Source organism: Streptomyces sp. NPDC028907 (assembly GCF_055564995.1).
Window position 1 is genome coordinate 298,644 of record NZ_JBVHVE010000012.1, and the last position, 25,911, is coordinate 324,554.

The 25,911-nt window shown below is 72.4% G+C and carries 14 protein-coding genes and 4 pseudogenes; 12 read left to right on the forward strand and 6 right to left on the reverse strand.

Annotated elements, in window-relative coordinates; all coding sequences use genetic code 11:
• Positions 1–397, forward strand: a pseudogene (locus ACZ4UU_RS33055) (hypothetical protein); the annotation flags it as partial.
• Between the two features lie 271 nt (positions 398–668).
• On the opposite strand, the gene ACZ4UU_RS33060 reads toward ACZ4UU_RS33055, so the two are convergent.
• Positions 669–3,140 (reverse strand): SpoIIE family protein phosphatase, encoded by a 2,472-nt coding sequence (locus ACZ4UU_RS33060; protein ID WP_471907055.1) that lies wholly within the window; start codon positions 3,138–3,140, stop codon positions 669–671.
• Between the two features lie 198 nt (positions 3,141–3,338).
• Between ACZ4UU_RS33060 and ACZ4UU_RS33065 the strand changes: the two genes are divergently transcribed.
• The 5 genes from ACZ4UU_RS33065 (at position 3,339) to ACZ4UU_RS33085 (ending at position 10,933) form a co-directional block, all read left to right on the forward strand.
• On the forward strand, positions 3,339–5,405 hold the full coding sequence (locus tag ACZ4UU_RS33065; RefSeq protein WP_471907056.1) for a SpoIIE family protein phosphatase: 2,067 nt from the start codon (positions 3,339–3,341) through the stop codon (positions 5,403–5,405).
• A 208-nt stretch (positions 5,406–5,613) separates the two neighbouring features.
• Positions 5,614–6,393 carry an IclR family transcriptional regulator gene (locus tag ACZ4UU_RS33070; RefSeq protein WP_471907057.1) on the forward strand — a complete coding sequence of 260 codons (780 nt, stop codon included), beginning with the start codon at positions 5,614–5,616 and terminating at the stop codon, positions 6,391–6,393.
• Between the two features lie 130 nt (positions 6,394–6,523).
• On the forward strand, positions 6,524–7,660 hold the full coding sequence (locus tag ACZ4UU_RS33075) for a PP2C family protein-serine/threonine phosphatase (protein ID WP_471907058.1): 1,137 nt from the start codon (positions 6,524–6,526) through the stop codon (positions 7,658–7,660).
• Between the two features lie 181 nt (positions 7,661–7,841).
• Entirely contained in the window at positions 7,842–8,177 is a 336-nt protein-coding gene (locus ACZ4UU_RS33080; protein WP_471907059.1) for a hypothetical protein, read from the forward strand.
• 56 nt (positions 8,178–8,233) lie between these two features.
• Positions 8,234–10,933: a SpoIIE family protein phosphatase gene (locus ACZ4UU_RS33085; protein WP_471907060.1), complete on the forward strand. Its 2,700-nt coding sequence runs from the start codon at positions 8,234–8,236 to the stop codon at positions 10,931–10,933.
• Positions 10,934–10,979: 46 nt separating this feature from the next.
• Here the strand turns inward: ACZ4UU_RS33085 and ACZ4UU_RS33090 are convergent.
• Positions 10,980–11,156 (reverse strand): annotated as a pseudogene (locus ACZ4UU_RS33090) (MurR/RpiR family transcriptional regulator); the annotation flags it as partial.
• Positions 11,157–11,162: 6 nt separating this feature from the next.
• On the opposite strand from ACZ4UU_RS33090, the pseudogene ACZ4UU_RS33095 reads away from it, so the two are divergent.
• A pseudogene (locus ACZ4UU_RS33095) lies at positions 11,163–11,704 on the forward strand (ABC transporter permease); the annotation flags it as partial.
• A gap of 5 nt (positions 11,705–11,709) precedes the next feature.
• Entirely contained in the window at positions 11,710–12,585 is an 876-nt protein-coding gene (locus ACZ4UU_RS33100) for an ABC transporter ATP-binding protein (RefSeq protein WP_471907061.1), read from the forward strand.
• Positions 12,586–12,597: 12 nt separating this feature from the next.
• On the opposite strand, the gene ACZ4UU_RS33105 is transcribed toward ACZ4UU_RS33100, so the two are convergent.
• Positions 12,598–14,610, reverse strand: a complete 2,013-nt coding sequence (locus tag ACZ4UU_RS33105; protein ID WP_471907062.1) for a flavin monoamine oxidase family protein — start codon at positions 14,608–14,610, stop codon at positions 12,598–12,600.
• Positions 14,611–14,870: 260 nt separating this feature from the next.
• On the opposite strand from ACZ4UU_RS33105, the gene ACZ4UU_RS33110 reads away from it, so the two are divergent.
• From ACZ4UU_RS33110 to ACZ4UU_RS33125, 4 genes and pseudogenes are all read left to right on the forward strand, one after another.
• Complete coding sequence (locus ACZ4UU_RS33110; RefSeq protein WP_471907063.1) at positions 14,871–16,361, forward strand: family 43 glycosylhydrolase; 1,491 nt, start codon at positions 14,871–14,873, stop codon at positions 16,359–16,361.
• 62 nt (positions 16,362–16,423) lie between these two features.
• Entirely contained in the window at positions 16,424–17,839 is a 1,416-nt protein-coding gene (locus ACZ4UU_RS33115; protein ID WP_471907098.1) for a family 43 glycosylhydrolase, read from the forward strand.
• Positions 17,840–17,969: 130 nt separating this feature from the next.
• A pseudogene (locus ACZ4UU_RS33120) lies at positions 17,970–18,323 on the forward strand (polysaccharide deacetylase family protein); the annotation flags it as partial.
• Positions 18,324–18,352: 29 nt separating this feature from the next.
• Positions 18,353–18,793, forward strand: a complete 441-nt coding sequence (locus ACZ4UU_RS33125) for an SRPBCC family protein (RefSeq protein ID WP_471907064.1) — start codon at positions 18,353–18,355, stop codon at positions 18,791–18,793.
• 177 nt (positions 18,794–18,970) lie between these two features.
• On the opposite strand, the gene ACZ4UU_RS33130 is transcribed toward ACZ4UU_RS33125, so the two are convergent.
• From ACZ4UU_RS33130 to ACZ4UU_RS33140, 3 genes are read right to left on the reverse strand one after another with little or no spacing between them, the layout of a single operon-like run.
• Entirely contained in the window at positions 18,971–22,135 is a 3,165-nt protein-coding gene (locus ACZ4UU_RS33130) for a S41 family peptidase (protein ID WP_471907065.1), read from the reverse strand.
• A 45-nt stretch (positions 22,136–22,180) separates the two neighbouring features.
• Positions 22,181–23,752, reverse strand: a complete 1,572-nt coding sequence (locus tag ACZ4UU_RS33135; RefSeq protein WP_471907066.1) for a SagB family peptide dehydrogenase — start codon at positions 23,750–23,752, stop codon at positions 22,181–22,183.
• A gap of 59 nt (positions 23,753–23,811) precedes the next feature.
• A complete protein-coding gene (locus ACZ4UU_RS33140) occupies positions 23,812–25,911 on the reverse strand; it encodes a TOMM precursor leader peptide-binding protein (RefSeq protein ID WP_471907067.1) in 2,100 nt (699 codons plus the stop codon).

A 25,911-nucleotide genomic window follows, 5' to 3' on the forward strand; every position in this document is an offset into this window, starting at 1 on the left:
CTACCCGGAAAAGCCCGCCTACCCGGTCAAGCCGGTCAAGCCCGCCTACCCGGAAAAGCCCGCCTACCCGGTCAAGCCGGTCAAGCCCGCTTACCCGGTCAAGCCCGCGTACCCGGAAAAGCCCGCCCACCCGGTCAAGCCGGCCTACCCGGAAAAGCCCGCCTACCCCGCCAAGCCCATCAAGCCCGCGCACCCGGTCAAGCCGGCGTACCCAGTCAAGCCCGCGCACCCGGTCAAGCCGGCGTACCCAGTCAAGCCCGCGCACCCGGTCAAGCCGGCGTACCCCATCAAGCCGGCCCACCCCGTCAAGCCGGCGTACCCGGTCAAGCCGGACTACCCCAAGCACCCGAGCAAGCCCAAGCACTCGGGTCACGAGAAGAAGCAGCACGGGTGGTGACGACGCAGGGACACTGATCTCGGCCCCATGGGAGAGGTCGCACGTCATGGAAGCCGGGCCCGGACATCCGGGCCCGGTTTGCCAGGTCGGGCAGGGCCCCGACCGCAGCAGGTCGTCGGGCCGATGGGGATTCCGATCGCCCGGATGTGCCGGCGGACCGCCCGGGGACACAAGGCCGACAGGCAGCCCGCGCCCGTATCTCGTACCTCGCCCCCTGGAGCCGCGTGGGGAGCCACCAGGCGTTCATGAACGGCGAGCCGGCACCGAGCTCTCAGGCGATCTCCTGCTCCGCCCAGATGATCTTGCCGGCCGGCGTATAGCGGGCGCCCCAGCGGTGGGACAACTGGGCCACCAGGAACAGGCCCCGGCCGCCCTCGTCCATGCTGCGGGCGTGGCGGAGCCGGGGCGCGGTGCTGCTGGCGTCGGCGACCTCGCAGGTGAGGCGGGAGTCGCGGATGAGGCGTAGGCGGATGGGGGGTTCGGCGTAGCGGATCGCGTTGGTGACCAGTTCGCTGACGATCAGTTCGGTCGTCATGGCGAGTTCGGTGTAGCCCCAGGACTCGACCTGGCGGGTCGCCCGGCCCCGGAGGTCGGCGACGGCGGCCGGGTCGACGGGCACCTCCCAGGAGACGACGTGTTCGGCGCCCAGCGCGTGGGTGCGCGTGAGGAGCAGGGCGATGTCGTCGGGCTGTGGGGCGGGCACGAGTTGGCGTACCGCGGAGGAGCACAGGGTGTCGAGGTCGGAGTCCCGCCGGGACAGCAGGTCGCCGAGCCGGGACATGCCACGCTCCATGTCGCGGTCGGCGGCGGCGACGAGGCCGTCGGTGTAGAGGCCGAGGAGGCTGTTCTCGGCGAGTTCGATCTCGCCGGCCTCGAAGGCCATCCCGCCCAGCCCGAGCGGCGGTCCGGCCGGGGGTTCGGGGAAGGAGACCTGCCCGTCGGGCGCGACGACGACCGGCGGCGGGTGGCCGGCCCGGGCCATCGTGCAGCGTCTGGTGACCGGGTCGTAGACGGCGTAGAGGCAGGTCGCGCCGAGGAAGCCGGTCCGGCCCTGGCGGGCCGCCTCGGTCGCCTCCTCGTCGGTCTGCTCCTCGCTGAGGCGGAGCACCAGGTCGTCGAGGTGGGCCAGCAGTTCGTCGGGCGGCATCTCCATGTCGGCGAGGGTCTGTACGGCGGTGCGCAGCCGGCCCATGGTCGCCGCCGCCGTGATGCCGTGGCCGACGACGTCTCCGACGACCAGGCCCACCCGGGCGCCGGACAGCGGGATCACGTCGAACCAGTCGCCGCCGACCCCGCCGGACGGGTCCGCGGGCAGATAGGAGGAGGCCACCTCCAGGGCCGTACCGCCCGTGAGGGCCTGGGGCAGCAGACTGCGCTGGAGGGTGACCGCCGCGGTGTGTTCGCGGGTGTAGCGGCGGGCGTTGTCGACGCACAGCGCGGCGCGGGCGACCAGCTCCTGGGCGACGAGGACGTCGTCGGGCTGGAAGGAGACGGGGTTGCGGGAGCGGATGAACGTCGCCAGGCCGAGGGCGGTGTTGCGGGCCCGCATCGGTACGGAGATGAGGGAGTGCAGTCCGAACTCGCGGATGCTGGCGGACCGCGCGGGCTGTTCGGCGGTCCACAGCGCGTCGGAGGGGTCGAGGACCGGGATGAGGATCGGGCCGCCGTCGATGAGCAGGTTCGCGCCGTGCGGCGGCGGGACGAAGTCCACCCGCTCCCCGATCCGCGCCACCGCCTCCGGGCAGCCCTCGCGCACCGAACTCATCCCGGCCCGGCGCATCACCGGCTTGGCGGGCGCCGGCCCGGCGTCGGGCAGCCACGCCCCGTGTCCCTCGGAGCTGAGCACCGGCTCCAGCAGGTCCACGACGACGAAGTCGGCGAACCGGGGCACGGCGAAGTCGGCGAGTTCCTGCGCCGTCCACAGCACGTCCAGCGTCGTGCCGATCCGGGTCCCGGCCTCGCTGACCAGCGAAAGCAGCTGGCGGGCGTTCCATCGTTCGGTGACGTCCAGGACCATGTAGCAGACCCCGGTGATCGAGTTGTCGGGGTCCACCAGAGGGAAGAAGGACGTCGAGTAGGCGTGCTGGCGGTGCGGGTCGGCCCAGCTCCAGCCGACGTACTCGTAGTCGGTGACCGGCAGCCCGGTCTCCAGGACCTTGCCCATCAGGCCCTCGATGGTGTCGGCCTGCAGCCCGGGCAGCAGTTCGCTCAGCCGTCGGCCGAGGCGCTGCTCACGGGGGACGCCGCCGAAGCGTTCCAGGGTGTCGTTGAGCCAGACGTAGCGCAGCTGGGTGTCCATGACGGCCATGCCGACCGGTGAGCGGGTCAGGAACCCGTCGAGGACGGACTGGCCGACCGCCCACTGCTGCCGTCGCTCCCGCGCGGAGATCAGGAAGCACTCGTCCACGCCGATCCGGAAGGACGCCGAGACCCGCAGGTCCACGTCGATCCGGCGGCCGTCGCGGTGCCGTACGGCGATGAGGCCGCTCCATCCCATGCCGGCCCGGCAGCGTTCGGCGACACCTGCCACCCGGACCGGGTCGCCCGGCATGGCCAGCAGGTCGGAGGCGGACGTGCCGACGGTCTCGGACGCCGTGCGGCCGAGGAGTTCCTCCGCGGACCGCGTCCAGCCGAGGACGACACCGCGTCCGGACACGACGGCCGCCGCGTCGGTGGACGCGTCGAAGAGCGCGCCCGGTCCTGCGGACGTGGGCGCCTCAGGTCGTTCTCGCGCAGCATCCATGGGTCCTCACGCAGCGTCCATGGGTCCCGTCCTCACAGGACCATGTTCCTGCTTGTCCGCCGGATGTGCACGGGCCGGTGCCCGGCGGGCGGGCGGTGGCGGTCGGAGGGAGCATGGAGGTGCCGGTCGGCCCAGGCGTGGTACCCGGTCGTGGTCGAGGTCGGCGGGCCCGGCCGGCCCGGCGCAGGAGGAGCTGCGATGACAGCTGGATCCTTCGAGTCCGAGGCAGGCGGGTACGACCCGGAGCCGCCCCGCCCGACCGGCCTGCTCGACGTGCTGAGCGTGGCGGCGGTGGTGGTCGACGCGGGTGGGCGCGTGGTGTTCTGGACCCCGCAGGCCGAGGAGCTCTTCGGCTACACCGCGCAGGAGGCGCTCGGCACGCACGCGGCGCGGCTGTTCATCCACCCCGACCAGCTGCCGGCCGTGGTGCAGTTGTTCACCGAGGTGCTGGAGACGGGACGGAGCTGGGCCGGCACCTTCCCGGTGCGGCACAAGGACGGCAGCACCCGGCTGACGGAGTTCCGCAACATGCGGCTGCTGGACGACCTCGGTGACGTCTACGCGCTGGGTATCGCCGCCGACCACTCCCTGCTCCAGCGCGTCGAGACCGATCTGGCGCTGTGCGAGCGGCTGATCAACCAGTCCCCGATCGGCTTCGCCCTGCTCGACCCGGACCTGCGCTATCTGCTGGTCAACCCGGCGCTGGAGCGGATCGACGCCACCCCTGCCGAGGAACACGTCGGGCGCCGGCTGCGGGAGACGCTGCCGCTGCCGGACATCGACACCATCGAGTCCGCGCTGCGTCAGGTGCTCACGACCGGCACACCGCTGCTGGACCAGTACCACGTGGGTCGTCCGCCGGCCGACCCCGACAACGAGCACGCCTGGTCGCTGTCCTTCTACCGGCTGGAGGATCCCGGCGGGCGGGTCCTGGGCGCGGCCATCTCGTTCGTCGACGTCACCGAGCGGCATCGCGCGTCCGCGGAGGCGGATCGGGCCCGGCGCCGGCTGGCCCTGATCGCGGACGCCTCCACCCGGGTCGGCACCACGCTGGAGGTGGAGCGGACGGCGCACGAGCTGGCGGAGGTCGCCACGCCGGAGCTGGCCGACGTGGTCGCCGTGGACGTGCTGGACTCCGCGCTGGCCTGCCGCCGTATGCGCAATCCGGACAACGGGCCGGAGCTGTTCCGCGCCCTGGCCCTCAAGTCGGCCTACCCGAGCGTGGCGCTGCGTGCCGCCGACCCGCCCGGTGACCTCGCCGCGTACGACGGCGACCGGCTGGTCACCCTGTGCGTGCACACGGCCCGGCCGGTGCTGGTGCGCCATGTCGGCGAGCGGGATCTGCCGCGTATCGCCCGGGACGAGGAGGCCACGTCGCTGCTGGCGCGGGCGGGCGTGCACTCGTATCTGGCCGTGCCGTTGATCGCGCACGGCGAGGTGCTCGGCGCCCTCGACCTCAAGCGGACCCGTAATCCGGCGCCGTTCGACGAGGACGACGTCGTCCTGGCCGCCGAGCTGGCCAGCCGGGCCGCGGTGGCCATCGACAACGCCCGCTGGTTCCAGAGTGTGCGCAACACCGCGCTCACCCTCCAGCGCAGCCTGCTCCCCGACCATCCTCCGCATCACACCGGTCTGGAACTCGCCTCCCGCTACCAGCCCGCGCAGGCCACCAGCGAGGTCGGCGGCGACTGGTACGACGTGATCCCGCTGGACGACGACGAGACCGCCCTGGTCGTCGGCGACGTCATGGGCAACGGCATCGACGCCGCCGCCACCATGGGCCGGCTGCGCACCGCCACCTGCGCGTACGCCGACCTCAACCTCGATCCCGGCGCCGTGCTCCAGCACCTGGACAAGATCACCTGCGATCTGGAGCACTACATCGTCACCTGTCTGTACGCGGTGTACGACCCGCGCACCCAGCGCTGCCACATCGCCAACGCCGGACACATGCCGCCCGCGCTGGCCCGCCCCGGCCGGGCGCCGCGGCTGCTCGACCTGCCGGCCGGGGGCCCGCTCGGTGTCGGTGGCATCTCCTTCGAGACCACCACGATCGAGCTGGGCCCCGGCGATCTGCTGGTCCTCTACACCGACGGCCTCGTCGAGACCCGGCACCATCCCATCGACGACCGCCTCGACGTCCTCCTCGGCTTCCTCGACGAACCCCGCAGGCCGCTGGAGGAGACCTGCGACCTCCTCCTGTACGGCCTGCGCCATCCCGACGACCACGACGACGTGGCGCTGCTCGTGGCGCGGGTGCGGTAGCCCTGTCCGGCCGGCGGAACCAAGCCGGCTGCGCGGAACGGCATTTGATCAACGCAGGTGAGCAGGGCGATGGCGGTGCCCCGCGCCCTTACGGCGGTGCGGGAGGGGGCGCGGCGGCCCCCGCGACGCCGGCCTGATCCGCCGGCCAGGCCCCGGCCCGCGCCGGTTCCGTCTTGCCCGGGCCGCGCGCCCGGCGCAGGCTGTTCCTATGGGTGCGGACAGTGGCCCCACGCTCATCGGCTCCGTCCAGCGGGCGTTCCGTCTGCTGGAGGCGATGAGCGCGCACCAGAACGGCGCGCCGGCCAAGCAACTGGCGCGGGAGACCGGTCTGCCCCTGGCCACGACGTACCACCTGCTGCGGACGCTGGTCCACGACGGATACGTGCGCAAGCTCGACGACGGCGGGTTCATCCTGGGCGACCGGCTGGAGACGCTCCACAGCTCGGGGCGGGCCCAGTCGCTGATCAGCCGGGTCCGGCCCACGCTCGCCGCGCTGCGGGACGAGTTGTCGTCCGCCGCGTACCTCACGTTCTACGAGGAGGGGGAGATCCGGGTCGCCGAGATCGTCGACGGTCCGCGCGCGCCCCGGGTGGATCTGTGGGTGGGGTTCGAGGACGCCGGGCACGCCACGGCGCTGGGGAAGTCCGTGCTGCGCGAGCTGGACGAGGAGGCCCGCAAGGACTACCTGTCCCGGCACGCGCTTCCCGACCTCACACCCAGGACGATCACCGACCCTCCGGAGCTGATCCGGCGGCTGGACTCCTCGCCCCTGGCCCCGGCGGTCACGGACATCGAGGAGTACACGCTCGGCACGGTCTGTGTCGCGGTGCCCGTCTACAGCGGCAGCACCCTGGGCTCGCTGGGCGTGTCGCTGCGGGCGGACCGACGGTCCCGTATCGAGGAGACGCGGGCCCGTCTGGAGGAGGTCAGGGCGCGTCTGCTGCCGACCGCGAGCCGTGTGACCAGGGGACTTTCGCTCACGATGTGATCGGTGAACCCCTCGCTCACTATCTGAAATCCCTCTCCTTGTCCTGTCCGGGTCCGGGCCGTTTTCCTATATAAAACGGACTTTTCCCGGGCGTATGCCCTTGTTCACAGGTGAGGACAGCCGAGAAGACATGAGCGAGGCCCCGCACCACGGTCGTGACCACTGGCCGAGGCGACTGGTCGCCACCACGCCCGTACTGCCCATCCTGATCGTCTCCGCCATCGTGCTCGTCGCACTCGTCTGCGGCTCGGGGATGACCTGGCTGCCGCTGCTCGCCGTCGGACCCGCGCTCGCCGCGACCACCAACGGCCCGCGCGGAGTCCTGTGCCTCGGGCTGTTCGCCGCCGTCCTCGGCGCGGTCCTCGGCGTCCGTGACGACGTCGAGAGCCGCGAGCTGGCCGTCGTGCTGGCCGCGCTGTTGGCCGTCACGCTGGCGGGGAGCCTGGCCAGCGCGCTGCGCGGGCGCCGCGAACGGGTGCTCGCCGCGGTCCGGTCCGTCGCCGAGGCCGCCCAGCACGCGCTGCTCCAGCCCGTCCCGGCGACCGTCGGCCCGTTCCAGGTGGCCGTCCGCTACAGCGCCGCCGCGGCGGAGGCCCGGATCGGCGGCGACCTCTACGCGCTCGTGTCCACTCCCTACGGAGTGCGGCTGATCGTCGGCGACGTACGCGGCAAGGGGCTGCCCGCGGTCGGGACGGCGGCTCTGGTGCTGGGTGTCTTCCGCGAGGCCGCCTACGACGAGCCCGATCTGCTCGCCGTCGTCGCGCGGATCGAGCGGAGCCTGGCCCGCAACCTGGGCAGCGACGACTTCGTGACCGCCGTGGTCGCCGGGTACCCCCGGGAAGGGCAGCTGGAGGTCGTCAACTGCGGGCACGCGCCGCCGCTGCTGGTGCGCGACTCCGTCGTCGTACCGGTCGAGCCGGACCGTCCGGCGCCGCCGCTCGGGCTGCGCACCCTCTCGGGCGAGACGCCCGCACTCCAGGTGCTGCCCTTCGCCGACGGCGACCAGCTGCTGCTCTACACCGACGGCGTCACCGAGGCCCGCGACCACGACCGGGAGTTCTACCCGCTCGCCGAAGGGCTGGAGCGGCACACCTGCGAGGAGCCGGTGCGCACCGTCACCGCGCTCCACGACGAGCTGCTGGCCCATGTGGGCGGCCGGCTCCACGACGACGCGGCGCTGCTGCTGCTCCGTATGCCGGAGGCCGCCGGAGCGGCCGTCGCCCGCGAGGCGCTCGACGCCGGGCGCGTGGGGTCGTGCTCACCGTAGGTCCGACGGGGCCTGGAACACCCTGGAAGTCCTCGGCCTTGGCGCGGGCGATGTCGACCGCCCGGTCAACGCGATCCCCGGCCGGGCACGCGCCGCACTTCAACTGCGGTACGTCGTCGGCACGGACGTCGGCAAGGCCGCGGAGGCGGTCGCCGAGCACCTCGCCGAGCACGGGTTCCCGATGGTCGACGTCCGGCTGCTGGGCAGCTTCGCCGCGAGCCGTACGCCCCTGGACGACCCGTGGGCGCGCTGGGCCCGTACGACGCTGGAGCAGGTCGCCGGACGGCCCGTCGCCGTCCTGCCCAACATCGGCGGCTCCCTGCCGAACGCCGTGTTCACGGACGTCCTCGGCCTGCCCACCCTCTGGCTGCCGCACTCCTACCCGGGCTGCCTCCAGCATGCCCCCGACGAACACCTCCTCGCGTCGATCGCCCGCGAGGGCCTCGTCCTGGCGACCGGGTTCTTCCACACCCTGGGCCACCCGCCGGCCGGGCACCCGCTGCCGACCCGTCCGTAGGGCCGAACCGGGACAACAGCCGTGCCCGGTCCACCGAACGGTGTTAGAAAAGAGGCATGGCCGCAGTCCTCGGCCGCCTGCGCTCGCTGGTGAGCGCGCGTACCGTCGCCCGGCAGGTCTTCGTGCTGCAGGCGGCGATCGTCGTGCTCCTCGTCGTGGCCGCGGTGGTGGCGCTGGTACTCCAGGTGCGCAACGACACCGAGCGGGAGGCCCGCAACCGGTCCCTGGCCGTGGCGGAGGCCTTCGCGAACGCGCCGGGTGTCGTGGACGCCCTGGCGGAACCCGATCCGACCGTGCTGCTCCAGCCGCGCGCCGAGGCGGCGCGCGAGGCGACCGACGTGGACTTCCTCGTCGTGATGAACACCGACGGGATCCGGTACACGCACCCCAACCCCGAGCAGATCGGCAAGCACTTCGTCGGCACCATCGCACCGGCCGTGGCGGGCGGCACCGTACGTGAGACGTACACCGGGACGCTGGGGCCGTCCGTGCGGGCCGTCGTCCCCGTGACCGACGACGACGGCCGGGTCGTCGGACTGGTGGCGGCCGGTGTGACGCTGGCCAGCGTGGGCGGTGTCGTGGACCACCAGCTGCCGATGCTGCTGGCCTCGGCGGCGGCCGCGCTCGCCCTCGCCACCGGCGGGACCGCGCTGGTCAGCCGTCGGCTGCTGCGCCAGACGCACGGGCTGGGGCCCGCCGAGATGACCCGGATGTACGAGCACCACGACGCCGTCCTGCACGCCGTACGCGAGGGCGTGCTGATCCTGGACGGCCAGGGCCGCCTCGCGCTGGCGAACGACGAGGCGCGCCGGCTGCTGGGGCTCGGTTCGGACGCGGAGGGGCGGCCGTGCCTCGCTCTGGGCCTGGGCAGCGACCTCGTCGGGTTGTTCACGTCCGGGCGGGACGCCACCGACGAGGTGCATCTGGCGCAGGGCCGGCTGCTGGCGGTGAGCCAGCGGGCGACCGACCGGGACGGCGGGCCGCCCGGCAGCGTGGCGACGCTGCGGGACACCACCGAGCTGCGGACGCTGACCGGCAGGGCGGACGTGGCGCAGGAGCGGCTGAAGCTGCTGTACGACGCGGGCCTGGAGATCGGCACCACCCTCGACGTCACCCGCACCTCGCAGGAGCTGGCCGACTTCGCGGTGCCCCGGTTCGCCGACTTCGTCTCCGTCGACCTGGCGGATCCGGTGCTGCGGGGCGAGGAGCCCAAGGAGGGCCGCACCGACATGCGCCGGGTCGCCTTCCGGGGCGTACGGGAGGGCAGCCCGCTCTATCCGATCGGCAAGCTGATCCACTTCGCCCCGGACAGCCCGCAGGCGTTCGGCTTCGGCACCGGCGAGTCGGTGCTGGAGGCGGACCTGCCCGCCTTCTCCGGCTGGCAGGTCCAGGACCCGGAGAACGCCCGCAGACTGGTGGGGTTCGGGATCCACGCGATGCTGACGGTGCCGCTGCGCGCCCGGGGCGTGATCATGGGCATGGCCACGTTCTGGCGGGCCGACCGGCCCGAGCCGTTCGAGCGGGAGGACGTCTCCCTCGCCGAGGAGCTGGTCGCACGGGCCGCCGTCAGCATCGACAACGCCCGCCGCTACACCCGCGAGCACACACTGTCGGTCACGCTCCAGCGCAGCCTGCTGCCGCGGGCCCTGCCCGACCAGAGCGGCCTCGACGTCGCCTACCGCTACCTGCCCGCGCAGGCGGCGCAGGGCGGCGTCGGCGGGGACTGGTTCGACGTGATCCCGTTGCCCGGCGCGCGGGTGGCACTGGTCGTGGGGGACGTCGTGGGGCACGGGCTGCACGCGGCGGCGACGATGGGACGGCTCCGTACGGCGGTCCACAACTTCTCGACGCTCGACCTCCCGCCCGACGAACTCCTCGGCCACCTCGACGAGCTGGTGGCCCGCATCGACCAGGACGAGGGCGGCGACGGCGAGATCGCGCCGGTCACCGGGGCGACCTGTCTGTACGCCGTGTACGACCCGTCCTCCGGGCTGTGCACCCTCGCCCGCGCCGGCCACCTCGAACCGGCCGTCGTCCACCCCGACGGCGACGTCGAGTTCCCCTCGGTCACCGGCGGGCCGCCGCTCGGCCTGGGCGGCAGTCTGCCCTTCCAGGCGACCGAGCTGCGGCTGCCCGAGGGCAGCGGTCTCGTCCTGTACACGGACGGGCTGGTCGAGGACCAGGGGCGGGACATCGACGTGGGTCTCGAACTGCTGCGCGGGGCGCTGGCCGCGACGCCGCCGACGCACGGCCGGACGCCGGAGGAGACCTGCAAGGCGGTCCTCGCGGCCCTGCTGCCGGAGCGGCCGCGCGACGACGTCGCCCTCGTCGTCGCCCGGACCCGGATGCTCGCCGCCGACCGCGCGGCCACCTGGGACGTCCCGGACGATCCGGCCGCCGTGGCCCGGGTCCGGGCCGCGGCCGCCCGGACCCTGGACTCCTGGGGCCTGACCGAGGAGGCGTTCACGACCGAGCTGATCCTGAGCGAGCTGGTCACCAACGCCCTGCGCCACGCCACCGGCCCCATCCGCGTCCGCCTCATCCGCGACCGCGCCCTCATCTGCGAGGTGTCCGACGGCAGCAGCACCGCCCCGCACCTGCGCAGTGCGGCCACGACGGACGAGGGCGGCCGCGGGCTGTTCCTGGTGGCGCAGTTCGCCGAGCGCTGGGGCACGCGGTACACGACGACCGGCAAGGTGATCTGGACGGAACAGCCGTTGGCGCAGGACCCGGCGATCGGGTCGGGCGGGCTGTAACGGTCGGCACGGCTGTAACGCGCGATACAACCGGGTTCGGGCGCCGTCACGCCCTGCGGCCGCGAGGCTCCTTCTGCGCCAGGAGCTGTTCCCGCAGGGCCGTCAGCTGGTGGGAGTGCTCCACCGCGCGGGTCTCGTCGAGGGTGGTCAGGGCGAGGACGAGGGCGTCGGCGACGACGAGGCCGGTCAGCGCCTCGTTGGTGTTGCCGGTCGGGGTGTGGGGGGGGCGGGCACGGTCGCCGCCTGGCGCGGCGGCTGGGCGGACACGCTGGTGTCCCGGGTGACCGACGTGATGTACGCCTTCCCCGGGCTGCTGTTCGTCGTCCTCGTCATCGCGGTGTTCGGGGCGGGCATCACCACGTCCGTCCTGGGACTCGGGCTGGCCTTCGCGCCGACGATCGCCAAGCACACCCGCAGCGTGGCACTGGCCGAACAGGCCAAGCCCTACGTCGACGCCTATCGCGTACAGGGCATGGGCGGTCTGCGGATCTGCGTACGGCACCTGGTGCCCAACCTCGCCCGGTCGATCGTCGGATACCTCGTCGTGCTGTTCGGCGAGGCCCTGATGAGCCTGGCCACCCTCAGCTATCTGGGGTTCGGTGCCCAGCCGCCCAGTTCCGACTGGGGGTTGATGGTGCAGGAGGGCCAGGCCGCCATCGTCCAGGGCGCCCTGCTGCCCGCGCTGGTGCCGGGCACCGCCATCGCCGCCGTCGTGGTGGCCTTCAACGTGGTCGGGTCTGGGCCGCCGACCGGCTCGGCGCCAGGAGGTGACCGCCATGCTGCTCGACATCCAGAACCTGACCCTGAGCCTGCCCGGCGCGGCCCGGCCCCTGCTCGCCGAGGTGAGCCTGCGGGTCGGCGCCGGGGAGACCGTCGGTCTCGTCGGCGAGTCCGGCTCGGGCAAGTCGACGACCCCGAAGACCGTGCTGCGGCTGCTGCCCGCGCACGGGACGGTCACCGGCAGCGTGCTGGTCGACGGCACGGACGTGCTCGCCCTGAGCGGAGCCGCGCTGCGCGAGTACCGGGCCGGTACGGTCGCGATTCGGCCGCGTTCCCTCGGCCGGGGCAGGGCCGCGCACCGGCTGGCCCGCGCCCGCGAGATCCAGATGGTGTTCCAGGATCCGTATGTCTCCCTGGACCCCCGGCTGACGGCCCGCCAGTGCCTGCGCACCACCCTGCGCCTGCACGGCCGTGACGGGGACGACGACCAGCGGATCGCCGCCCTCCTGGACCGGGTGGGGCTCGGTGCCCGGGAGGCGGGGGCGCGCCCGCACGAGCTGTCCGGCGGTCAGTGTCAGCGCCTTGCCATCGCCCGTGCCCTCGCCGTCGATCCGCGTGTCCTCGTCCTGGACGAGGCGGTCGCCGCGCTGGACGTGTCGATCCAGGCGCAGATCCTGCGACTGCTGGGTGAGATCCGGCGGGACACGGGCGTGGCGCTGGTCTTCGTCAGCCATGACCTGGCGGTCGTCCGGCACATCACCGACGAGACCGTGGTGATGCGGCGCGGCCGGGTGGTCGAGCAGGGCCCGTCGGACCGGGTCCTCGGTGCGCCCGAGGACCCGTACACCCGCCTGCTGCTGGCCTCCGTGCCGCGCCGGGGCTGGGATCCGGCCGACGCGGTACGGGCCAGGGCGCAGGCGGATGCCGCATAGCGCCACGGGGTTTCAGGCGCCGTGCGCCTCCAGCGCCGCCCGCACGCCCGACTCCAGGGCGCCCTCGATCCACGACGGTTTCACCGAGGTGTGGTCCCCCGCGAAGTGGAGCGGGCCCTCAGGGGTGCGGATCGCTTCGAGGAGTTCCGTGTGCTGGCCGGGGAGGAGGACGGGCGCCTCGCCGTAGGCGTACGGGTCGCGCAGCCAGCTCTGCGTCCGTCCGGCCCCGGTGTAGAAGACCTCGACGCGCTGGCCGTAGACCTGTTGCAGCCCCCGCAGCGCGTGCGGATAGCGGGCGTCCTCGTCGAGGGAGTCCCAGCGTGAGGCGTCGTCGGCCCAGCTGTAGGAGGCCAGGACGACACCGCCTTTGCTGCCGTCGATCGGGTGGGAGGGGTTGATCATGAAGCGGTTGGAGTTGTCGGAGACCGACCCGCCGCCGATGATGTGCGCGGCCTCGGGCTGGTCGCGGGTGCCCCAGCGGTTGGCGGCGTAGTGCATGCGCTGGGCGTCGTTGATGTGGCCGCGCGGCACGGAGGGGTGAGTGCCGAGGAGGCTGCCGTCGGCGGGCGCCTTGCCCTTGCGGTAGTCGTCGTAGAGCCCGGGCCGTACGGCGTCGAGCTCCCGCTTCCAGTCGTCCTCGGTGAACTCCCACCAGCGCAGGCCGAACTCGAGCAGCACCTTGGTGGCGCTGTCGTAGTGCAGCTCCGCGACCGCACGCCGCTTCTTGTACGACATCAAGGGGCTGACCTGCACCTGCCTGAGCCCCGAGAACGGCACGGTGACGATCGCGAGGTCCCCGGTGAACTGCTCGCGGACGACCTTGCCGTCACGTCCCTCGGAGACCGTGTCGATCCAGACGTGCGGGCCCTTGGCATGGACGTGGGAGGTGTCGTCGGCGCCGGGCCTGTCGGGCGCCCAGTATTCGATGTGGGTCGCGCGCCGGTCGAGCCGCAGGACGTCCGCGACCTGCTCGAGCAGCGCGTCCGGGAGTGTCGCGGTGCCGCCGACCAGCTCCCAGAACTCGGTGTCGGGGCTGATCAGGGACTGGCTGATGAAGCTGTGGATGAAGGAGAGCGGCAGGCGTGAGGTGAGGTTCTCCAGGGTGCCGATCAGGTCGACGGTCCGCTCGTCGAAACCGGCCTCCTCGGTCAGGAAGCGGTACATCGACCAGTCGCCGTACTTCTGCACGACCCGCGCCCAGCCCTTGACCCGCTCGGGCATCGGCTTGTCGACGCGCTTGCCGTCCGCGCCGACGGTGCTGAACTCGTCGCGCACCGGGTCCAGGGCACGGCGCAGGATGGTCGAGGAGGGGGTGTCCCAGTACTCGCGGGGGACGCCGAAGGAGCGGTTGACCTTGCGGGGTGCCTCGGCGTACTCGGAACGGCGCACGCGCACGCCGTTGACATGCAGCCAGGCGTTGTTGACCGGTTTGCCCTCGCCGTCGACATCGACGAGGTGGAACCGGCGGCGTTTGACGTCGAATTGGTCGATCAGGCTCATCACCAGCGGATGGCTTCCGGGGATGCGCATGGCGCCGGCCTCCGCGTACTGGGCCGGGTCGGCGAATGCCTGGGCCGCCTGCTCGTGGCCGCCGGTCCGGAAGGTCTTGATACGGCCGCCGACGCGGTTGCCGTTGGCCTCGACGAGCGTGACATGGTGCCCGGCCCGCTTCAGCAGCCAGGCGGCGACCAGGCCGGCCGGTCCGGCGCCGACGACGAGGACTCTCCTCGCGGTCTTCGTCCTCTCGCGCGGCAGCCCGGCGTCGAGGATCTTCCGGTACGTCGGCACGAGCGGCCGGTCGTGCTCGTCGACCACCAGCAGGGCGCGGGCGACCGCGAGACAGGTGTCCCAGTCGGCGGTGGAGCGCGGTCGGGTCGGGGCCTGTCGGGGGACGGCGGGGGCGGCAGACGCGACCGCGGCCGCGGTGGGGGTCGACGCGGCCAGGGCGGCGGTCGTGGCGGCTGCGGTCGTGAACTGCCGCCGGGAGAAGGGAGTTGAGCCGGCAGGCGCGTGGTGATGGTCCATGTGCCCTGGATACGGGGGTGAGCGAGGGGCCGGGAGCCCATCCGTCGGTTCATCACCTGAACGGGCAAGCGCATGATCGCGCACCCGCGCCGGGCGCGCGTCCGCACGCGGGTTTGTGAAGCGCATATGACGAAACCGTTGACGGGAACATGGCCCACTTCTATCTTCTGATCTCAATCACGATCGGAATCACGAACTCCGTTCGAAATTACGGACATGGACGGTCTTGTATGCCCCGGATGTCTCAGCAGATATCTCACATGCCCTTCAGGAAACGCCACAGATCGCTCATCCTCTGTGTGCTCGCCGCCCTGCTGGCCATGGTGGCGACCACCCAGCCGGCGACCGCGGCGGACGGCCGTCCGTACACGAACCCGCTGAAGTCGTTCAAGGGCGCCGACCCGTGGCTGCAGTACCACGACGGCAACTACTACCTGATCACCACGACGTTCACCGGCATCCTCGGCATCCGCAAGTCCCCGACCCTCGCGGGCCTCGCCACCGCGCCCAACGTGCAGGTGTACTCGGACACCACGTCGACCCGGAACACCAACTTCTGGGCGCCGGAGATGCACCTGTTCAACGGCCACTGGTACGTGTACTACTCGGCCGGCCAGGCGGGTGTCGCCTGCTGCGACTCCCAGCGCACGCACGTCCTGGAGAGCGCCGGCACCGACCCGATGGGCCCGTACACCTACAAGGGATCGCTCACCGGGTCCAACCTCACGCCGGGCGGCTGGCTGATCGACGCGAGTGTGCTGCAGGCGAACAACAAGCTGTACCTGCTGGGCAGCGGGTTCATCAACGGCAGTACGCAGAGCCTGGTGATCGCCCCGCTGAGCAATCCGTACACCCTGGCCGACGACACCTTCACGATCATCTCCAGCCCGACCCTGGACTGGGAGCGCTCCGGCAGCCCCGTCAACGAGGGCCCCGAGCCGCTCTACCGGGGCGGCCGCACCTTCCTGACGTACTCCGCGAGCTCCTGCCAGACCGCCGACTACAAGCTCGGCCAACTGGAGCTGACCGGCTCCGACCCGCTCGACCCGGCCTCCTGGACGAAGAAGCAGACCCCGGTCTTCCAGCGCAATGACGCGGCCGGCGTCTACGGACCCGGCCACAACGGCTTCTTCACCTCACCCGACGGCACCGAGAACTGGATCGTCTACCACGCCAACTCCGCGTCCAACGGCGGCTGCGGCAACGGACGCACCACCCGCGCCCAGGAGTTCACCTGGAACGCCGACGGCACCCCGAACTTCGGCACGCCGGTCGCCCTCGGCACGACCCTGCCCGGCCCGTCCGGCGAGACGGCCGCGACGCCCACGTCGTACACCCTCGTCAACCGCAACAGCGGCAAGTGCCTGGACGTGAACGGGGGCGACTCCGCCGACGGCACGAACATCTTCCAGTGGACCTGCAACGGCGGGACCAACCAGAAGTGGAAGGTCGAGGACCTCGGCGACGACACCAACCGGGTGGTCAACGTCGCCACCGGCAAGGTGATGGACACCGCGCAGTGCTCCGCCGCCGACGGCGCCGACATCCGCCAGTGGTCCTGGCTGAACAACAAGTGCCAGCGCTACCGCCTCGTCCTCACCGCGAGCGGCGACTACGTCCGGATCGTCAACGAGTCCACCGGCAAGGTCGCCGACGTGGCCGACTGCGGCACGGCGAACGGCACGGACGTACGGCAGTGGACCTGGCTCAACAACAACTGCCAGCAGTGGCGCCTCGTCCCCACGACCTGACGTGATCTGACCTGATCTGGAGAACTCCCTTGAGACGCAACGCTGTTCGCCTGCTCCTGGCGATGCTGACCGCCTTCGCGGCCTGCCTCGTCGCGCCGGCCTCCCCCGCCCAGGCCGCCGTACCCGACTCCCCCGCCGTGACCTACACCAACCCGATCGCGGAGAAGCGGGCCGACCCGCACATCTTCAAACACACCGACGGCTACTACTACTTCACCGCGACCGTCCCGGAGTACGACCGCATCGTGCTGCGCCGGGCGACCACCATCCAGGGCCTGTCGACGGCTCCCGAGACCACCATCTGGACCAAGCACGCCAGCGGTGTGATGGGCGCGCACATCTGGGCGCCGGAGATCCACTTCATCGACGGCAAGTGGTACGTCTACTTCGCCGCCGGCGCCACCAACGACATCTGGGCGATCCGGATGTACGTCCTGGAGGGCACCGGAGCGAACCCGCTGACCGCGACCTGGACGGAGAAGGGGCAGATCAAGACCCAGTGGGAGAGCTTCTCGCTGGACGCCACGACCTTCGTCGTGAACGGCGTGCGCTATCTGGCCTGGGCGCAGCGCGACCCGTCCGTGAACAACAACACGGACATCTACCTCGCGAAGATGGCCAACCCCTGGACCATCACCGGCACTCCGGTGATGCTGTCGCGGCCCACGTACTCCTGGGAGACGGTCGGCTTCAAGGTCAACGAGGGTCCGGCGGTGATCCAGCACGGCGGCAAGGTGTTCATGTCGTACTCCGCCAGCGCCACCGACAGCAACTACTGCCTGGGCCTGCTCTCCGCCTCCGCGAGCGCCGACCTGCTCAACACGGCGAACTGGAGCAAGAGTTCCACGCCGGTGTTCACCAGCAACGCGAGCACGAGCCAGTACGGTCCGGGCCACAACTCGTTCACCGTCTCCGAGGACGGAAAGAGCGACATCCTCGTCTACCACGACCGCAGCTACAAGAACATCACCGGCGACCCGCTCAACGACCCCAACCGCCGCACCCGCGTGCAGAAGCTGTACTGGAAGGCGGACGGTACGCCCGACTTCGGCATCCCGGTGGCCGACGGGGTCACGCCGCAGCGCTTCTCGTCCTACAACTTCGCGGACCGCTTCATCCGGCACTGGGAGTACCGCGCCCGCATCGAGGCCAATGTCTCCCCGCTCGCGGACTCGCAGTTCCGGGTGGTCACGGGCCTGACCGGCAGCGGCACGGTCTCCCTGGAGTCCACCAACTTCCCCGGCTACTACCTGCGGCACAAGAACTTCGAGGTGTGGCTGGAGAAGAACGACGGCAGCGCGCAGTTCGCGTCCGACGCCAGCTTCCACAAGCGGGCCGGGCTGGCCGACTCGGCGGGCGTCTCGTACGAGTCGTACAACTTCCCCGGCCGCTATGTCCGGCACTACGACTACCTGCTCCAGGTGCAGACGCCGAGCACGGCGACGGATCGGGCGGACGCCACGTTCTACGCCCAGTGAGCGGACCGAGGGCCCGGGGCAACGAACCCGCAGGTCAACGCCTATAAAGAAGCTGAAAAGAACGGGGGCCGGGTTGCGTGCCGTCGCCGTCTCGGTGGCGGCCGCTTCCCTGCTGGGGGCGCTAACGGGCCGCCCCAACAAGGAGATAGAGCGCCTCATCGGACGCCGCCCCACACTGATGCGCCCGCCGCAGGGCCGCACCAACGACACGGTGCACGAGATCTGCCGCGAACTCGGCATGGCCGAGGCCCTGTGGAGCGTGACCGCCAAGGCCTACGCGACCAAGGACTCCGCCCTCATCCACCAGCGCGTCGTCGCCCAGGCCGACCGCGACGGCATCATCCTGCTGCACGACCTCCACGACGGCACCGTGCCGGCGGTGCCCGGGATCATCGACGCGCTGAAGGCCCGCGGCTTCGTGTTCGTGACGGTGCCGCAGTTGCTCGCGCCGGGGCAGGCCGAAGCCGGGAAGGTGTACCGGTAGGACCGGTCCCGACTCCTTAAGATCCCTTCGTGGCGAACTTCCAGCTCGAACGCACGGCTCCGCTCCCCCTCGACGAGGCCTGGCGCCGCCTCACGGAGTGGCCCCGCCACGCCCGGGCCGTACCCCTGACCCGCATCGAGGTCACCCCCGCCGCACCCACCCACGAGGGCACCCTCGTCATCGCCCGCTCCGGAATCGGCCCGCTCTCGTTCGCCGACCCGATGGAGGTCACGGTGTGGCGACCACCGGGCGACGACACGCCCGGGCTCTGCCGGTTGGAGAAGCGGGGCCGGGTGGTCACTGGCTGGGCCGAGATCGAGGTACGGCCCGGGCCGGGTGGGCGTGCGCGGGTGGTGTGGCGGGAGGAGATCGGGGTGCGGTTCTTGCCGGGGGGCTTGGACGGGGTGGTCGAGCGGGTGGGGCGGTATGTGTTCGGGCGGGGTGTCAATCGGTTGCTTCGGGGGGTTTGAGGGGCGGGGGCCGGCCCGGGGATGCGGAGGCACCGGGGATGTGGTTCGCGGGGTTTGGCGCTATGAGGTGCAGCTGGGGTGCCGAATTTCTGGCTCGGTCGCCTACGGGGCGCCTTGTGCCGGTTGGTGGGCGCTCGCCCGGCGTTGGTGTGGGCTGGTTGGCCGTGGGAGGTTCCTTCACCAGGCCGGGCGCGGTGGTGTCGCCGGTGGTTGTGCGGTGAGGTGGGTCAGGGCCGCGCGTACCGCTGCCTCCAGGTGGGGGTCTCTGTTCTGGGCCCAGTCCTCGGGGGTGCAGGACACCTCGATGTCCGGTGAGATCCCTTGGTTCTCGACCTGCCAGCCTTGGTGCGTCAACCAGTAGGCCTCGCGCGGGAGGATGAGGCCGGTGCCGTCGGCGAGGGAGAAGTTCCAGTCCATCACGTTCACGCCGCCCCAGGTGCGGTTGCCGACGACCGGGCCGATGCCGAGGGCCTTGACCGCGGCGGTGGCGACATCGCCGTCCGAACCGGTGAACTCGTCCGTGACCACGACGACAGGGCCGCGCGGGGCGAGGGACGGGTAGCTCAGGGCGGATCCGCCGCGCGTCACGCGCCAGCCGAGGACGCGGCGGGACAATGCCTCGACGACGAGTTCGGAGAGGTAGCCGCCGGTGTTCTCCCGCAGGTCCACCACGAGGCCCGGACGGTCGAACTCGGTCCGCAGGTCCCGGTGGAGCTGTGCCCAGCCGGGCCCCAGCATGTTCGGAACGTGCAGGTAGCCGAGGAGCCCACCCGAGGCGGTGGCGACCAGCTCGCGTCGTTCCGCCACCCACGCGCTGTAGCGCAGCGCCGTCTCGTCCTTCAGCGGAACGACCGTCACGGTCCGGGGTGCTGTGTCTCGGGCGCCGCGCACGGTCAGGCGGGTGGGCATCCCCGCTCTGCCGGTGAGGAGGGCGGCCGGGCCACGCGTGGGGCGCAGCGGAACGCCGTGGATCTCCAGGATCGCGTCTCCCGCCCGGACTTCGACTCCCGGCGCGGACAGGGGGGACAGCGCCCCGTCGACGGAGGCGTCGCCCCGCGGTATCCGGGCCACGCGCCAGGTGCCGTCCGGGTCCCGCGTGAAGTCGGCCCCCAGCAGGCCCTGGTGGCGCCGTGGGCCCGATGCCGTCGGGCGTTCCCTGACGTAGGCGTGGGAGCAGCCCAGTTCGCCGTGGACCTCCCAGAGCAGGTCCACGAAGTCGTCGTAGCAGCCGAGCCGGTCCGCCAAGGGGCGGTACCGGTCGAGCACCGCGTCCCAGTCGACGCCTCCCATGTCCGCCCGGACATAGACGTCGCGGATCAACTGGCCGTCCTCCTCGAAGGCCTGGGCCCACTCCGTCCGGGGGGTGATCCGGGTCCGTGCCGTCTCCAGGGCGATCTCCGTCGCCTCGTCCGCCGAGGCCGGGCGGTCCGCGGGGACGGCGGTCAGAGTGCGGCCCGTGCGGGCCAATACCCGTCGGCCGTCGCCGCTGACCGCGAACTCGTCGACTTCCGGACGAAGTTCACTCGCCCGGGCGGTGTTGAAGTCCCACCGCATGAGGGTGCCGCGTTCCGCGAGCCAGTCGCTGCTGGGGTCCTTGCGGATCCACAGCACGCCGCCCTCGGCCGCACGGAGGGTGATGAAGTCGCCGGCGGGCACCGGGAACAGCTCCGCGCGCTCCGCGAGCCCGTCCCGGTCCACGATGACCTCACCGTTGCCCACGGCCCGACGTGGATCGTGCGGGCTGAACGGCGACGGCGTGTCCTTGGCCAGCGGGAGCAGGCACAGGCGCGTGCCGGCGGCGAACGCCGGGCCGAGGAGGTGTGCCTGAGGGACCGGTTCGAATCCTCGTTCCGACAGGAAGGCCAGGTAAAGGCCGTCCTGGGTGAAGGCCGGTGAGCGGTCGCTGAAGCGCAGTGGTGTCGCCTCGACCACTTTTCCGGTCGCGGGGTCCGCCAGGTCCGCGAGCCTGATCTGCCGCAAGCCGTTCGCGCCCGGGTGCGACCAGGCGAGCCACCGGGAGTCCGGGGAGAAGACGACGTCGGTCGCCTCGGCGCCGTCGGTGCGGTCCACCTCCGTCAGCGCCCCGGTGGCCACGCACGCCACCAGGACCCGGCCGTCGTGCGTGGCCACCGCCAGGGACCCGCCGTCCGGTGCCGCGACCAGTTCACGCACGCGGCCCAGGAGCCCGGTCCCGAACCGGTGCGAGGCCGCCTTGTCCCCGGGGGCCGTCGCCTCCTCGCTGACCTCGATCAGCTCGCGGCCGCCGACGACCACGACGTATGCCACCTTGCCGGTGTCCCCGAGGACCCGCGGCAGCCGGGCCCGGGTGCCCGCCTCTCTCGGCAGTTCCCTCGTGGGTTCGGCCGGACCGCCGACGCGGTGGACGGAGCCCCGAACGGTCACGACCGCTTCCCGGCCCGCACGGTCGGTGTCGAAGTCCTCGACTCCTTCGCCGCCGGTGACGACGTACGCGGCCCGCGCGGCGGCCGGGCTGCCGAGGCTGATGTCGACCGGCTCGGGGACGACGCCGGCGCCGAGGCCGGCAAGGAGCCACAGCTCGCCGCCGCTGTGGTAGACGACGCGGGCACCGTCCGTGGCCGCCCCGCGCGTCGCGAAGGGGTGGGCCGTGTGGCACCGCAGATCGCTGCCGTCGGGCAGGCTCGACCAGAGCCGGCCGTTCTCCTCGTGGTCGGACAGGAAGGCGATGCGGTCGCCGACCCACAGCGGGCACTCGATGTTGCCGTCGACGTCCTCGTGGACCCGGGTGAACGCACCGTCCCCGCGCCGGTCCATCCACAGCCGTCCCGTGGTCCCGCCCCGGTACCGCTTCCAGTGGGCGGCCTCGGCGAACATCGAGGGGGTCTGTATGAGCACGGCGCCGCCCGGACCGTGCGCCACGCCTGCCACCGGGCCGTAGGGCAGCCGCCGGTCCAGCCCGCCGTCGATCCACACCGCCCGGGCCCAGGTTCTGCGCGTCGCGCGCTGCCCGACGGCGCTCACCACGAGGAGTTCCTGCGGCGAGAGCCAACCGAGCACGCGGGTACGGGCGTTCGCCCAGTGCGTGACCTGGACCGGGGCGCCGCCCTCGACCGGGGCGACGACGGCCTCGGGCACACCCTCGCGCCACGAGGTCCACGCGATCCGACGGCCGTCCGGGCTGAGCCGCGGATGCCGGGCCCGTTCGGGGTCCGCGCCGGCCCGCCAGGCCCGGCCTCCGGAGACGGGAGCGATCCATACGTCGTTCTCGGCGACGAACGTCAGCAGGTCGCCGTGCAGATGCGGATCCCTGAGGTAGCCGCGGGCGGGACGGGCGGTGTGCGAGGAGGGCGGGAGAGACGGCAACGGAGCTCCTGGGCGGCGGTGTGGTCGGGGACGTCGGCGCCGACGTCAGTACAGGCGGTCGTCGAGGCGTGCCTCGCCCTCCTGGCGGTGGCCGAGGAAGACGCACAGCAGGGCGTGGCGGCCGTCCGCGTCGAGCCCGAGTGCCGCTTCGAGTACGGGGCCCTGGAAGCCGAGGACGATCCCGGAGGCGAGGCCGGCGCGGGTGGCGGCCACCTGTATCCGCTGGGCGCTCGCACCGGCGGCGAAGGCGGCGTACCGGTAGGCGCGCGGACCGGCGCGGGTGACGGTGCGCTCCGGATGCCAGTGCGGGACGAGGGTGACTGCGGCTTGTCCCACGGAGTAGTTGGACAGGGCGTAGACGCGTTCGTCGAGGGTCGGGGGGTCCACCGGGACCGGCGCGAGCGCTCGGCGCCCGGGGAGGTAGTCGTACACGCCCGGCGCGAGACCGGTCACCCGGTGGGCCGCGAGCCGGATCCCGGTGCCGTCGTGGAGCACGTAGGGCGGGCCCTGCGTGGCTGCCGCGAGGAGCTCTCCCAGGGCGGACAGTTCCACCGGACGTACGCCGTTGAAGCGGCCGTTGGCCGAGACGCGGCGGGCGAGGGCGTCGGCGACGGGGGCCGTGCGGGGGTTGTCGGTGAGGGCGGGCAGGGGCAGTTCCTTCGCGGCGGCGGCCTCCGGCGGCTCCGTGAGGCTGCTCCGGTCGCCGTCCTCGGTGGTCGACGTCGCCCGGTGCACGGCGGTGACCATGGGGAACTCCCGTGTTCTGCGGGAGCGGCCGTAGGGGGCCACGCGGACCGGGCGGGCGGGACCGGGGTCGTGCGAGGGGGCGACGGAACCGTGTTGCGGTGCGTCGGCCCCGTGCTCGGCCCAGGGCAGCGGCAGGACGGCCAGCACCCCTGCGTCCGCCGGTTCCAGGCCGACGAGACGGGAGAGCGAGGCGTCGTCGAAGTGGAGTCGGGGGCGTGCCTCGGTGCCGTGCTCCCGGCAGAGCAGGTCCCATGTGCCGAGGAATGCCCCTAGGTCGTGCAGCATCAGGTGGTAGGCGAAGTTGTTGTACTTGTACGCCGACTTCCAGAACCGCAGCACGCAGAGCAGGAAGCCGCCGTCCGGGTCGCCGCACGGGGTCCGCAGGGCGGCGCGGATCCGCGGGACCGGGTCTGCGGCCGCCACCCGCTCCAGGGCGTGCAGACCGGAGGCGTAGTGGTGGATTCCGGCCGGCACGGGCGCCGAGGGCCCCGCGGCCAGGTACAGCTCCAGGGGGTAGGCCCCGCCGCCCGACGGGGTGCCTCTGCCCCAGCGGGCCCCGGTGACGGATTCCGTCCGTGCGCGGTCGGGGCTCCGGTCGATCTCCCAGCGGCGGGACAGCACCCCGGCGGACAGTTGGAGGAACGAGCCGAGGAGCGGCACGTCGTATCCGCCGCGGCGGGTGGTGGCGCCGGCGGTGTGCAGCGGCAGGGGCAGCCGTTCGGTCCGCGGGTAGTAGGTGTGCGGCGCGGGGCGGTCCGCCCAGTCGGGCACGAACCCCGGAGGTGCGACGGGGTCCGTCCAGCGTGTGCGCACCGCGTGTACGTAGTCCAGCACGGTCCGAGCCGTGCGGGGTTGGTGGGGTCCGTCCATCGTTCTCCTCTGCCGGCTCGTCGTGTCCCGGTCGGCCGGCTTCGACGTCACGGGACCGGTCAGGGGAAGGGATGCGGGTGGCGGTGGATCTCGTCGTCGTTCAGGGGCGCCGGGCGAAGTCCGGCGCGGTGGGCGGCGGTACGCAGCCTCGGGCTGTGCAGGGCTCGCTGTTGGTCCCAGCCGAAGTCGATGGGGATGAGCCCCTGGGAGACGACCGCGGCGGTGCGCAGCCCCATGCCGTACTGCTCCGGGGAGGTCTGGTCGACCACGGCGAGATCACCGCCGGCCGTGCCGGTGACGAGCCGCGCGCAGAAGGTGAGCTGCGTCCGCAGGTCGCCGTCCGTGGGCCGGATCCGGTTCCAGTCCGCGAACACCTCGTCCAGTGGCCGTGGTTCGGCCCGCGGGGAGTCGAAGAGGAAGGCCGTTCTGTCGGCCATTTCCGGCAGCCCGTAGAGCATGAGGTGGTCGTGGAGGGTGCGTACGCGGTCGTAGTCCCCGGCCATGGCGAGGAGGTCGCTCTCGGCCTTGGCGACGCGTTCGGGGAAGTTGTCCACCAGCGACGACACCTCGCCCACGGCGGAGGCCACGGCGTCCGCGGGCTCCAGCGCCGCGCCCGCCGAGAAGACCACGTCGCCCGGTCCGGGCACGCGGCGCTTGGCGACGCAGAGGACGGCGGGCACGGGCAGGTCGATGCGCATGTCGAACAGATGGATGTCGTAGCCCGCTCCGCGCATGCGGTCGATCAGGGCGGCCGTGCCGGGGCGCCCGCGGGTCGCGGGGTCGAGTCGGGTGGGCGGCTGCGCCCCGTACCAGGTCAGCAGGAACGCGTCGCGCTCGATCAGCTCCAACAGGCCGAACAGGGCGGCTTCTTCGAGACAGCTGCCGGTGGCACAGCCGCTGGAGGAGCTCGTGGTGAAGCGCACGCCGGGTGGACGTGGCCCGTAGAAGGCCAGCTGCTCGGGTACGAGCACGGCCTGCCGGTCGCGCAGGGAGTGGCCCCACAGCCAGTCGACCTCCAGGTCCGGCGAGAAGGGCACCGTGCCGGGGTGCCGCGCGGCGTAGAAGTCCGGCCCGTGCAGGAGGCCTTCTCCCGGGTCCAGGGCCGGAAGGGACTGCTCGCGCAGTTCGTTCAGCGAGGCCGTGGCCGCCGCCCGGCGTCCACGGGCGTGCTGCCCCGCATACCGTTCCATGCCTTCCAGGAAGGCCATGGCCTCGCTCTCGGCGTACGAGACGCAGTGCCCGGACCAGCTCACCTCGTACAGGGGGACGCCTTCGGTCCGCATCCCGCCGAGGCGCATGGTGCCGTTGAGGTTGGCGTTGGCGGCCGCCCCGCGCGACGAGGCCGCCGACAGGGCGCCGAGGATCCCGCACACCGGGTTGACCAGGGCCTTCTTCGGCAGCGCGTAGTCCCGCCAGCTCCGCAGCCGGGAGCTGCCCGGCGCCAGACCGGGGCGGGCCAGGGGAAATCCGGTGGCCGACGGTGGCTCGTCCGGCCGGCCCGGGCCGCACTGCGGGCAGTCGGGCTCGGCGAGCAGGGGATGACGGGTCGTCCTGCCGCTGAAGAGGTCCACCTCGACGACGTCGGCTACGTCGTCGGCACGGGTCACGCCGTTCACGCCTGGAGGTGCTGGGGCCGTGCCCTCGGCGTGCAGCCGCGCCAGGACGGCCGCGATGTGGGGCGTACCGAACTCGGCGAGGAGGGGGGTGACGCCTTCCACGACGTAACAGGCGCCGTCCCCTTCGAGGGCCTCGCGCTCGTGTTCCCTGCGCAGGCGCAGCCAGCGGCGGCGCAGACACGTCACGCACGGCCGCCGCGTGCCGGCGGGAAGCCGAACGGGGCCGATCAGTGCTGTGTCCCGGTACAGCAGGACCGGGACGACCGGACGGCCGCCGGGCGCGTCGGCCTGTGGGCACGGCTCGGGCGGACCGGTGTCGCCGGGCAGTCCCAACGTGCCGATCTCCACCAGCAGTTCGTCAGAGGCCAAGCCGTGGGCGGCCGCGTCCCGCGCGAGTCTGTCGCGTACGGCCAGCACGTCGGGGGCGGGCGTCGCCACCGGTGGCAGCGTCACTATCTCCATCGTCTTCAGCGCACTCCTGTGCAGGTGGACCGGGTTGGTGCCGTGGTGGCCGGCCGCCCGGCCGGCCACCACGGCGGACAT